The sequence below is a fragment of the Streptomyces kronopolitis genome (genome assembly GCF_050953795.1).
Taxonomy (GTDB): Bacteria; Actinomycetota; Actinomycetes; order Streptomycetales; family Streptomycetaceae; genus Streptomyces; species Streptomyces kronopolitis_A.
The window spans coordinates 7,779,739-7,791,743 of record NZ_CP191850.1; the positions used below are offsets into that span (position 1 = coordinate 7,779,739).

7 protein-coding genes are annotated in these 12,005 nt (G+C 73.8%); all 7 read left to right on the top strand.

Annotated elements, in window-relative coordinates; translation table 11 throughout:
* The first annotated feature begins 241 nt into the window (after positions 1 to 241).
* The 7 genes from ACQP17_RS33870 to ACQP17_RS33900 are packed head-to-tail and all read left to right on the top strand — an operon-like array spanning position 242 to position 12,003.
* Positions 242 to 532: a phosphopantetheine-binding protein gene (locus tag ACQP17_RS33870; RefSeq protein ID WP_433859744.1), complete on the top strand. Its 291-nt coding sequence runs from the start codon at positions 242 to 244 to the stop codon at positions 530 to 532.
* On the top strand, positions 529 to 3,777 hold the full coding sequence (locus ACQP17_RS33875) for a non-ribosomal peptide synthetase (RefSeq protein WP_433859745.1): 3,249 nt from the start codon (positions 529 to 531) through the stop codon (positions 3,775 to 3,777). The genes ACQP17_RS33870 and ACQP17_RS33875 overlap by 4 nt, the downstream gene beginning before the upstream one ends.
* Positions 3,774 to 6,206: a type I polyketide synthase gene (locus tag ACQP17_RS33880; RefSeq protein ID WP_433859746.1), complete on the top strand. Its 2,433-nt coding sequence runs from the start codon at positions 3,774 to 3,776 to the stop codon at positions 6,204 to 6,206. The genes ACQP17_RS33875 and ACQP17_RS33880 overlap by 4 nt, the downstream gene beginning before the upstream one ends.
* Positions 6,203 to 9,379, top strand: a complete 3,177-nt coding sequence (locus ACQP17_RS33885) for a non-ribosomal peptide synthetase (protein WP_433859747.1) — start codon at positions 6,203 to 6,205, stop codon at positions 9,377 to 9,379. Before ACQP17_RS33880 ends, ACQP17_RS33885 begins: the two co-directional genes overlap by 4 nt.
* Complete coding sequence (locus ACQP17_RS33890; RefSeq protein WP_433859748.1) at positions 9,376 to 10,143, top strand: thioesterase II family protein; 768 nt, start codon at positions 9,376 to 9,378, stop codon at positions 10,141 to 10,143. The genes ACQP17_RS33885 and ACQP17_RS33890 overlap by 4 nt, the downstream gene beginning before the upstream one ends.
* A 49-nt stretch (positions 10,144 to 10,192) precedes the next feature.
* The gene (locus tag ACQP17_RS33895) at positions 10,193 to 10,384 is read left to right on the top strand and encodes an MbtH family protein (RefSeq protein ID WP_364883982.1); all 192 of its coding nucleotides are present in this window, start codon (positions 10,193 to 10,195) and stop codon (positions 10,382 to 10,384) included.
* Entirely contained in the window at positions 10,384 to 12,003 is a 1,620-nt protein-coding gene (locus ACQP17_RS33900) for an amino acid adenylation domain-containing protein (RefSeq protein WP_433859749.1), read from the top strand. The genes ACQP17_RS33895 and ACQP17_RS33900 overlap by 1 nt, the downstream gene beginning before the upstream one ends.
* Positions 12,004 to 12,005: the final 2 nt, after the last annotated feature.

Here is a 12,005-nt window from a genome sequence, read left to right on the forward strand (position 1 = left end):
TCCGTCGGCAGGGCGCGCGGAGTTCGAACGGGTCATTGCCATGAGGTATCCACGCCCCTGCTCCACGCCGTCGCGCCGCTTCCCGGTGCGGGGTGTCATAGCGGCCGCCAAGAGGCCCCAGCAGTCGGGATGTTCACGTAAGCGATCAAGATTTGCCAATCGCCGTCACTAAGTGTTTATGTGTGATCACGCGCCGGACAGCGGCGACTCTGATCCCTACGCGAAGTAAGGAATCGACCCCATGTCTGAGAGCGGCCCCTTAGCCGGAGACGGCGCCCTGCCGTCCGAGCAGGCCGTGCAGGAGGAGATAGCCCGGATCGTCGCCGAGGTGCTCCGACTCGACGGCATCGCGCCCGATGACGATTTCTTCGCTCTCGGTGGGCACTCCCTCACGGCCTCGCAGGTCAGCTCCCGGATCCACCGGTCGCTGAACGTCGAGGTCCCCCTGTCCGTGTTCTTCGAGCGGCCCACCCCCCTCGGGCTCACCCGGTACGTCCTGGACGGTGGTGCCGCCACGAGGTCGGCGCCATGACGCCGAAGACCGGGGACGCGGCGCTCTCTCCGCTGTCCTCCGCGCAGGAACGGCTGTGGTTTCTCTGGCGGTTGCGGCCGGACGGCGACGAATACCACGTACCGGCGCTCACCCGATTACGTGGTCCGCTGGACTTACCCGCGCTGCGTCACGCCATAGGGCGGCTCGTCGAGCGGCACCAGGTGCTGCGCGCGGTGTTCCCGCTCGTCGACGACGCCCCCATGATGCGGATCACCGACCGCGTCGCCGAGACCCCGCTCGTCGACCTGAGCGCGACACCACTCGCGGAGCGGGAGGCGGAGCTGCGGGCGCTGGTCTCCGCCACGGCGCACGCCCCGTTCGACCTGGTGAACGGCCCGGTGTTCCGGCCCACCGTGATCCGCTTCGCGCCCGAGGACCACGTGCTGGTGCTGGCGTTCCCTCACATCGTGGTCGACGGATGGTCCCTGGGCCTCATCGACCAGGAGCTGGCGGCGTTCTACAACGCACGCCTCCGCGGGGAGCCCGATCCGGCCCCCGAACCGGCCGCGCAGTACGAGGAGCACGTCCGCGCCGAACGCGACATGCTCGGTGGGGCCAAGGGACGCGAGGCGCTGGAGTTCTGGCGCGGCCGGCTGGACGGCGCCCCGCCGTACTCCGCACTCACCGGCGACCGGCCGCACCGGTCCGCCGACTACGCGGGCGGGGTCCGCGGCACCGACCTCGACGCGTCCCTGTGCGCGGACATCCAGGCCTTCGGCCGCAGCCATCGGGTGACGCGGTTCCTCACCTTCCTGGCCGCGTACGCGGCGCTGGTGCACCGCAGCACCGGCGACACCGACATCGTGATCGGCGTCCCCGTCAGCGGCCGCACCTCGCTTCAGGTCGAGCGGGTCGTCGGACTCTTCGTCAACATGATGCCGATCCGGGTACACGTCGAGGAGACGACGAGCTTCGCCGAGCTGCTCGGCCGGGTCCGCGACGCCTTCCTGACCGCGCACGCCTACCAGGACCTGCCGTTCCAGCAGATGGTGGAGGCGCTGCGGCCCGAGCGCACGAGCGGACGGCACCCGGTCTTCCAGAACGTCTTCGCCTATGAGGAGCCCGCCACGCTCGGCTCCGGCCTGGCCGGGCTGGACGCGTCGGGCGTCAGCCTGCCGATGCACACCGCGAAGTTCGAACTCACGCTGCACGTGGAGTGGTGGGGCGAGCGGGCACGCAGTGCGTTCGGCTATCAGACGGCGCTCTTCGACGACGTCACCGCCCGGCGCCTGGCCGAGCGCTACCGCACGCTGCTGGCGGACGCCGTCGCCGCGCCCGAGACGCCCGTCTCGCGGCTGCGTGTGCTGGGCCCCGACGAAGAGCGCACCCTGCTGGCCGAGTGGCCGGCCGGCGGACCCGGTGCGACCGGCCGGGTGGACAGGGCTTTCGCACTGCGGGCCGCGGCGGATCCCGACGCACCGGCCGTGCGCGCCGGCACCCGAACCCTCAGCTACGGCGAACTCGACCGGGACACGCAGCGGGTCGCCGCCGCGCTGCGGGCGCTGGGGGTGTCCGCGGAGGCCGTGGTGGCCACCTGCCTGCCCCGGGGCCTGGACCTGGTCACCGCGCAGTTGGGCGCCCTGCGCGCGCATGCCGCCTACCTGCCGCTCGATCCGGCACACCCGGCGCACCGGCTGAGCGCCGTGGTCGCCGAGGCCCGTCCCGCGCTGGTCCTCACCGACCGGGAGCACACCGAGGCCTTCGCCGACTGCGGCGCGCCGGTACGCACGCTCGATGAGCTGCTGGCGGAAGGCGTCGCCGGCGACCCGCCGGAGGCCGGGAGCGACCCGGCCGACCTCGCCTACGTGATCTACACCTCCGGCTCCACCGGGCGTCCGAAGGGGGTGATGGTCGAGCACGGTTCGCTGAGCGGGGCCCTCGACTGGTACCGCGCCGAGTTCGGCCTCCGGCCCGGCGACCGTACGGCTCTGGTCGCCGCACCGGGCTTCGACGCCACGGTGCTGGACACCTGGGCCGCCCTGACGGCCGGTGCCACACTGGAGATCCCGCCGGCGTCAGCCGTGCTCGACCCGGTGGAGCTGCGGGACTGGCTGCTGGCACGCGAGATCACCGGCGCGGTGCTGCCCACCCCGCTGGTCGCCGAACTCGCGCGGCTCGACTGGCCGGCCCGGGTGCCGCTGCGTTTCGTGCTGGCCGGCGGCGACCGTCTGCATCCGGTCACCGCGCCCCTGCCGTTCCGCCTGGTGAACGGTTACGGCCCGACCGAGTGCACGGTCTGCGCGAGCGCGGGCACCGTGCCCACCGGTCCGCACGCGTCGGACCTGCCGTCGATCGGCCGGCCGGTCAACGGCGTCACCGCCTACGTTCTCCGTCCCGACCTGCGGCCGAGTCCGGCCGGCGTGCCGGGCGAGCTGTATCTCGGCGGGCCGTGCGTGGCCCGGGGCTATCTCGGTCGGCCCGACCTGACGGCCGAACGGTTCGTCCCCGACCCCTACGGCACCGACCCGGGAGCGCGGCTCTACCGCACCGGCGACCGCGTCCGCTGGCGCTCGGACGGCACGCTGGACTTCCTCGGCCGGACCGACCGGCAGGTCAAGATCCGCGGGTTCAGGGTCGAGCCGGGCGAGGTCGAACAGGCCGTGCTCGCGCTGCCGGGGATCGCCGAGGCCGTGGTCGAGCCCGTCGCGGCCGCGGGTGCCGAGCCGGAACTGGTGGCCTACGTGGTGCCGAGTGCGTCGGATGCGGCGGCCGGGCCGGCCGAGCCGGCGGCGCTGCGTGAGCTGCTCGGCCGGCGGCTGCCGACGTACCTGGTGCCGCAGCGGATCGTGGTGGTGGACTCCTTCGCACGCACCGTCAACGGCAAGATCGACCGAACGGCCCTGCCGGCCGGCGTCCCGGCCCCCGTGAGCGGACCGCCCCGCACCCCCATGGAACGCGCGGTCGCCGACGTCTGGGCCGAGGTGCTCGGGCACTCACAGATCGGCGTGGACGACAACTTCTTCGACGTCGGCGGACACTCCATGCGGCTGCTGGCCGTGCAGCGGCGGCTCGCCGCCCGGCTGGAGCGCACGGTGGCGATCGTCGACCTCTACGGGCACCCGACCGTGGCGGCGCTCGCCCGGCACCTCGGCGACGCGCACGCCGGCCCCGTCGCGGCGCCGGCCCAAGGGCCGCCGCAGACGGGCGAGAAGCGAATACAAGGCACCCGACGGCTCCGGGCACTGCGCGCCAGGAACCGTCAGGCGGAGACGGACAGGCAATGAACGACGTGGACATCGATATCGACACCCACCTCGCCGTGGTCGGCATGGCATGCCGGCTGCCGGGGGCCGACAGCCCCGACGCGTTCTGGGAGAACCTGGTCGGCGGCGTCGACTCGATCCGGCCGATCCCGGTCGAGGAGCGCCGGTCCTGGGGCGAGGACGCGGCCTGGAGCACGGACCCGCGCTATGTCGCGCTGCACGGCCTGGTGGACGGCGTCGGCGACTTCGACGCGGAGTTCTTCGGCTACACGCCCCGCGACGCGGCCGTGCTCAACCCGCAGCACCAGATGTTCCTGGAGTGCGGATGGGAGGCCCTGGAGCGGGCCGGATACCACCCCGGCGACGTGCCGGGACCGGTGGGCGTGTACGCGGGCGCGGGACGCAACGGCTACGGCCGCATCGTGCTCGAACGCCCCGACCTGCTGCCCGGCGTGGACGCCATGGCCGCGACGATCGCCAACGAGCCCGAGCACCTGTCCACCCAACTCTCCTACCGGCTCGGTCTGACGGGTCCCAGCGTCACCGTGCAGACGGCCTGCTCGTCCTCGCTGGTCGCGGTGCACGAGGCGGGCCGCGCCCTGTTGGCGGGCGACTGCGACATGGCGCTCGCGGGCGGGATCTCCCTCCGGCTGCCCCGGACCGGCTACCGCTACCAGGAAGGCGGGACGCTGTCGCCGGACGGCCACTGCCGCACCTTCTCCGCCGACGCGCAGGGGATCGTCGGCGGCGACGGCGCCGGCATCGTGGTGCTGCGGCGCCTGCAGGACGCACTCGACGACGGCGACACCGTGCACGCGGTGCTGATCGGCTCCGCGGTGAACAATGACGGACGCGAGCGCGCCGGGTACACGGCGCCCGGGATGCGGGGTCAGACGGACGTGATCCGCCTGGCGCACGCGGCCGCCGGCGTCACCGCGGACAGCATCGGCTACGTCGAGGCGCACGGCACCGGTACGCCCGTCGGCGACCCGATCGAGGTGGCCGCCCTGACCGCGGCCTTCACCACTGCCGCCGCGCGTCCCGGGAGCATCCTGCTGGGCGCGGTGAAGTCCAACATCGGACACACCGACACCGCGGCCGGCGTCGCGGGCCTGATCAAGGCGACGCTGGCGCTGGAGAACCGGTTCGTGCCGGGCAACCTGCACTTCAAGGAGCCCAATCCGCGCCTCGACTTCGCGTCCGGCCCGTTCCTCGTGCCGACCACCGGGGTCGACTGGGACACCGCGGAGGACCGGCCGCGCCGTGCCGGGGTGAGCTCGTTCGGGATCGGCGGCACCAACGCCCACGCGGTCCTGGAGGAGACGCCGCACCGCCTCCCGGAGTCCGACGACACCTGGCCCGTCCACCTCCTGCCCCTGTCGGCGCGCACCCCGTCCGCGCTGGACACGATGCGCGAGCGGCTCGCCGCACACCTCGCCCGGCACCCCGACCAGCCGCTCGCCGACATCGCCCACACGCTGCAGACGGGCCGTCACACGTTCGCGTACCGGCACTTTGTCGTGTGCGCCGACCACGAGTCCGCCCGCGCCGCGCTGACGGGCGCTCCGTCGGCCGGCCGGGACGCGGCCGCGGCGGCGGAGGCTCCCGTGGTCTTCCGCCTGCCCGACAGCAACGTCCCGACCGGCGGGCTGATCGCCGAACTCGCGGCCGTCTTCCCCGCCTTCCGTACGGCGGCGGAGGAGTGCGCCGCGGCGCTGAGCGGCCAGGACACCGCGTCCGCCGCGCTGTTCACGCTGCAGTACGGGCTCGCGGAGCTGTGGCAGGTCTGGGGTGTGCGCCCCCACTCGTGGCAGGCCGGCCGCGTCGGCGAGCTGGTGGCCGCCTGCCGCTCCGGCGCGCTCGACCTCGCCACCGCCGCGCGCCTGCTCCACGATCAGGCAGGCCGCACGGAGCCGGTCGAGGTGCCGAACCGTCCCGAGCCGGCCGACGCGCTGGTGGTGGAGCTGCCGGCGACCGGATCGGCCGACGGCGGTGTGGCGGCCGTGCTGGCCGCGGCCGGGCGGCTGTGGCAGGCCGGGGCGCCGGTGAACTGGCGTGCCGTGGCCCGCGGCACGAGCCGCCGCCGGGTGCCGCTGCCGACCTACCCGTTCGAGCGCCGGCACCACGCGATCCGGCCGGCGGCTCCGGCGCCCGCCGGGCCGACGGCCACGGAGGGGGACGAGCGGGCCGTGCCGGGGCCGGAGCGGCCGGAGTCCGTCGCCGAGCAGCTCACCGAACTGTTCCGGCAGGTCCTCGGCAGCGCCGACGACACCGCGGACTTCTTCGAACTCGGCGGCGACTCCCTGGCCGCCGTGCAACTCATCACCCTGATCGAGGAGACCTTCGGCGTCACACCCCCCGTCGACGCGGTCTTCGACGCACCGGCCGTCGCGGACCTGGCCGTCGTCATCGAGGGCCTGCGCGCCGAGGCGGCGGGGGAGGCCTCGTGACGACGCGGTGGCCCACGTCGTTCGCCCAGCGCAGACTGTGGCTGCTCGACCGGCTCCACGACGGCAACGGCGCCTACAACCTGTATGCCGCGATGCGACTGCGCGGCACACTGGACCGGCCTGCCCTGGAGGCCGCGCTGCACGCGATCGGCACCCGCCACGACGCGCTGCGCACCACCTTCCTCGCCGTGGACGGCGAGCCCTTCCAGGTGGTCGGCGACGTGTTCACCGGCGCGCTGGGATTCCACGACCTGTCGGGCATGCCCGCCGCGCGGCGGGCGGCGCGTACCGAGGCCTTCCTGCGCGAGGCGACGCGGCAGGGCTTCGACCTGGCGCACGGCCCGCTCGTACGGTTCGACCTGCTGCGGTGCGCGGACGACGAGCACCTCTTCGTCGTCGTGGCCCACCACAGCGTGTGGGACGGCTGGTCGGCGGGGGAGTTCCTGCGTGAGCTCTCCGCGCGCTACGGCGCCCACCGTGCGGGCCTGCCCCTGGAGCAGGAACCACTTCCGCTGCGGCTCGGTGAGCACGCCGAGCGTCAGCGGCGCGAGGCGGCACACCGGGCCGGACTCGCACGGTGGACCGAGCGGCTGGCCGGTGCGCCGGGCCTGCTGACGCTGCCCACCACGTTCCCCCGGCCGGCGACACAGGGATTCGAGGGAGCCTCGGTCGACCGCCTGCTGGATCCGGGAACGGAGGACCGGCTCACCCAGCTCGCGCGCCGGCACCGGGCGACGCCGTTCATGGTGCTGCTGGCCGGGTTCTCGGTGCTCATGGCGCGGCTGGCAGGGACGGATGACGTGGTGATCGGCAGCCCCAGCGCCGGCCGCACGCGGGCGGATCTCAGGCCCCTGCTCGGCATGTTCGTCAACACCTTGCCGCTGCGGGTGGACCTGTCCGAGGACCCGACGTTCGAGACCGTGCTGCACCGGGTGCGCCGCACCCTCCTGGACGCCTTCCGGGACCAGGACGTGCCGCTGGAGCTGATCGTGGCCGACTCCGGTGTGGACCGCGCGAGCGGACACGACCCGCTGTTCCAGGTGATGTGCTCGTTGCAGCCGCCGCTCGTCCTGCCCGAACTGCCCGGCCTCAGCGTCGAGTTGGTCCCCGTTCCCACGACGACGACCTTCACCGACCTGTGGCTCGACGTGCGCCCGGGCGCCGATGCCGGAAACACGAGTGTGACGTACCGGTACCGCACCGAGCTGTTCGACACCGCCCTCATCGAGCGGATGGCCGACGCGTTCGACACCCTGCTGCGCGCCGCCGTCACCGCGCCGGACACACCCGTCGCGGCCCTCCCGCTGCTGGCGGAACAGCAGCGGGACGCGCTGCTGAAGGACTGGTCGCGCACCGCGCCGGCCCACCCGTGGGACGTCCCCGTCCACGAGCGGATCCGCTTGCAGGCCGCGCGTACCCCCGACGCCGTCGCCGTGGTGTCCGGCGAGGAGCGGATGACGTACGCCGCACTCGTCCGGCGCGCGGAGGGCCTGGCCGAGCGGCTGCGCGCGACCGGCGGCGTCGGCCCGGACGCGGTCGTCGGGATCTGTCTGCCGCGTGGCTGCTCGCTGGTGGTGGCCGTCCTGGCGGTGCTCGCCACCGGATCCGCCTACCTGCCGCTGTCGCCGGACGACCCGTCCGCCCGACGGGCCGGCATGCTGCGCGACGCCGGCGCCGGCCACCTGCTCGTGGCCGCCGGGCACCCGGCCCACGAGACCGGCGACCCGGCGCTGACGGCCCTGGTGGTCGACGGCGGCGATGCCCCCGCACACGCCCTGCCCGGCAGTCCCTGGGCGGCGGGTCCCGAGGACCTGGCCTATGTGATCTACACGTCCGGATCGACCGGCAGTCCCAAGGCCGTCGCGGTCGCCCACCACGGGCTCGCCAACCGGATCGCGTGCCTCCAGCGTACGCAGCGGCTGACCGCCGAGGACCGGGTGCTGTACAAGACTCCGTACACCTTCGACGTCTCGGTCGGCGAACTGCTGTGGCCGCTCACGGTCGGAGCCCGCCTCGTCGTCGCCCGGCCGGGCGGACACCGCGACCCGGCCTACCTCGTCGAGGTGATCGAGCAGGAGTCCGTCACCTCGGCGCACTTCGTGCCGCCCCTGCTGGAGGTCCTTCTCGACCGCCCCGACCTGCACCGCTGCGCGTCGTTGCGGCGGGTCCTGTGCAGCGGCCAGGCGCTCCCGCCGGCGGTCCGCGACGGGTGTCTGGAGCGCCTGCCGGGGGCGCGTCTGGTCAACATGTACGGACCGACGGAGGCCTCGATCGAGGTCACCGAGTGGGACTGCGGCACCGGAAGCGACCGGCCGGGCGGGTCCGGCGGCACGGCCGGGGCCGGAGTGCCGATCGGCCGGCCGCTGGCGGGCGTCGAGGTGTATGTCCTGGACCGGCGGCTCAACCCCTGTCCGGTCGGCGTACCCGGCGAGCTCTACCTCGGCGGAGTCGCGTTGGCCCGGGGCTATCTGGGCCGGCCGGACCTCACCGCGGAGCGATTCGTTCCGCACCCCTATGGGCAGCAGCCGGGCGAACGGCTGTATCGCACCGGCGACCTCGTCGCCTGGCGGGCGGACCGGGCCCTGGAGTACCACGGCCGGACCGATGAACAGATCAAGATCCGCGGATTCCGGATCGAACCGGGCGAGATCGAGAACCTGGCCCGGACCCGTGCGGGCGTCGCGGCCGCCGCGGTGAAGGCGAACAGCACCGACGGCGGAGAGCCGCAGCTGGCGCTGTACCTCGTGGCGGCGGACGGCCACACCGACGCGGAACGGCTCGCGGAGGAGACCCGGGCCCTGCTGCGCGGCGGACTGCCGGACCACATGGTGCCGCGGCACGTCGTGACGCTGCCGCGGCTCCCCCTGACCGCCAGCGGCAAGGTGGACCGGGCAGCGCTGCCGAAGCCGGCCCCCACGAGGGAGCCCGGACGCCGGGTCGCGCCGGCCGACGACACCGAGGAGCGGCTCGCCGGCATCTGGGCCGCCGTGCTCGGGCTCGCCGAGGTCGGTGTCACCGACGACTTCTTCGCGCTCGGAGGCGACTCCCTGCAGGGCGCCCGGATCGCCCAACGCGCCACCGACGCGGGGATGCCGATCGGCATCGGCGAGGTCTTCAAGTACCCGAGCGCGCGCGAGCTGGCCAGGCATCTGCGACGCGAGGCCGGGCGATGACCGCCGCCCCGGCACGTACCGAGCGGTGGCTGCTGCGCTTCCCGACCCGTGCCGCACCCACGGCCCGACTGGTGTGCGTGCCGGGGGCGGGGTGCACGGCCGCGATGTTCCATCCGTGGACCGCCTCGGTGCCGGACGACCTCGCGATCTCGGTCGTGCAACTGCCCGGCCGCGGGGCGCGGCTGCGGGAGGAGCCGGTCGTGCGGATGGACCCGCTGGCCGACGCCGTCGCCCTCGCCCTGCGGGAGGGGCCCGCACTGCCCACCGTCCTGTTCGGGCACAGCCTCGGCGCGCTGGTCGCGTTCGAGGTGGCCAGGCGCCTGGTGGCCGATCCGGGCAACAGCGAGCTGGTCGCCCTGGGCGTGGCGGCGCACAAGGCACCTCAGCTGGGATCGGCGGACATCGCACCCGAGGAGACCACGCCGGAGCGGCTCATCGCGTTCGTCGAGTCGCTCGGCGGGACCCCCGACTCGGTGCTGCGGGACCCGCAGATCCGGCGCATGCTGCTGCCCGTCCTTCGCGCGGACTTCGAACTGGACCGCACCTACCGCCCGTTCACGGGCCCGCCGCTGCCGCTGCCCTTGTACGTGTCCGGCGGCCGGACCGATCCGCTGGTGAGTGCACCGGAGATCGAGGCATGGCGAGACCGGACCGACGCGGCGTTCCGGCTCCGCTGGTTCCCCGGTGACCACTTCTTCGTGACCGGCGCCGACTCGGCAGCGCTCGTGGCCGACCTGGCCGCCCTGCTGCGCACCCCGAACTGAGCATCCGAGCTGTCCGCAGCCGAACCTCCGAATGAGAGAACCGAGATCCATGTTCGACGACGACGAGAGTCGCTTCGCCGTGGTGCGCAACGACCGCGGCCAATACTCGATCTGGCCCGTCGGCCCGGCCGTCCCGGCGGGCTGGAGCCAGGCCGGGTTCACCGGTCCGCGCCCCGACTGCCTCGCCCACATCGCCCAGGTCTGGACCGACCTGCGCCCGGCGCCGCGGGAGTGTGACTGATGCCGACCGCCACCGCCGACCACGGGGGCGAGCCCGCGCGGCCCACGGCACCCTGCCTGCACGACCTGTTCACCGCCCAGGCCCTGCGCGAGCCGGACGCACCGGCCCTCATCGATGTCGAGGGCCCCGGCCGGGTCGTGTCGTACCGCGAGCTGGCCCGGATGTCGGACCGGCTGGCGGCGGCGATCCGCGCGCGGATGCCGGAGCGGGGCGGCCGCGTGGGCCTGTACCTGCGCCGCGGGCCGCACGTCGTCACCGCGATCCTCGCGGTCCTCAAGGCAGGCTGCTCCTACGTGCCCCTGGATCCCGGCTACCCCGAGGACCGGGTGCGGTTCATGGCCGGGGACAGCGGGCTCGGCCTGGTGCTGACGGACCCCGGCACCCGCACCGCGGCGGTCGCGCCCGGAGTGCCGACACTGGAGGTGACCGACTCGCCCTTCGACGGGCCGGGAACCATGACGGGGGTGGCGCCGGACCCGTCCGCCGGGCCGGTCGCGGCGGAGGACCCCGCGTACGTCATCTACACCTCCGGTTCGAGCGGCCGGCCCAAGGGCGTCGAGGTGCCGCACCGCGCGGTGACCACGCTGCTCAGAGCCTGCGACGAGGTCTTCGACCTGACGTCCGACGACGTCTGGACGATGTTCCACTCGCATTGCTTCGACTTCTCGGTGTGGGAGATGTGGGGCGCGCTGAGCCACGGCGCCGCGCTGATCGTCGTGCCCACGGACGTGGCCCGGTCGCCGGAATCGTCCCTGAACCTGATCGTCGAGCAGGGCGTCACGGTGCTCAACCAGGTGCCCTCGGTCTTCCGGTACCTGTCCCGCGCCGCGCTCGCCGACCAGGAGCCCGCGCCCGCGCTGCGATACGTGATCTTCGGCGGTGAGCGCGTCGACCTGCAGGCCGTGCGCGACTGGCGGACCGTCAACGGCGCGACGACGGCCTTCGTGAACATGTACGGCGTCACCGAGGCCACGGTGTTCTCGACATTCCGGCACCTGACGGAGGCCGACCTCCACACGGAAGGCGCCTCGCCGGACCCCGCCCGCACCATCGGCCGGCCACTCCCCGGCACGACGGCCGTGGTGGTGGCCGAGGACGGCACGCCGGCCGCACCCGGACGGATCGGTGAACTCTGGCTCGCCGGACACCAGTTGGCGAACGGCTATGTCGGACGCCCCGATCTGACCGCGCAGCGGTATCCGCAGCCGGCCGGCGAGGACGGTGTCCTCCGCCGCCACTACCGCAGCGGCGACCTGGCCGTCCAACATCCGGACGGAACCCTGGAGTTCGCCGGGCGCGCGGACGACCAGGTCAAGATCAACGGCTATCGCGTCGAGGCCGGCGAGGTCGAGACGGTGCTCAGGGCGACGGAGGGCCTCGGCGAACTCGTGGTCGTGCCGGTCGACAGCCGCATCGGCGAGCGGATGCTCGCGGCCTGCTACACGGCCGCGCCGGGCATCCCGCCGGAGGAACTGACCACACACCTCATCGGCCGGGCACGAGGGCAGCTGCCCTCGTTCATGGTCCCCGGGCGCTTCGTCCACCTGGCGACGCTGCCGCTCAACGCGTCCGGGAAGATCGACCGCCGCGCGGTCGCCGATCAGCTGAGCGGGAGGTGAGG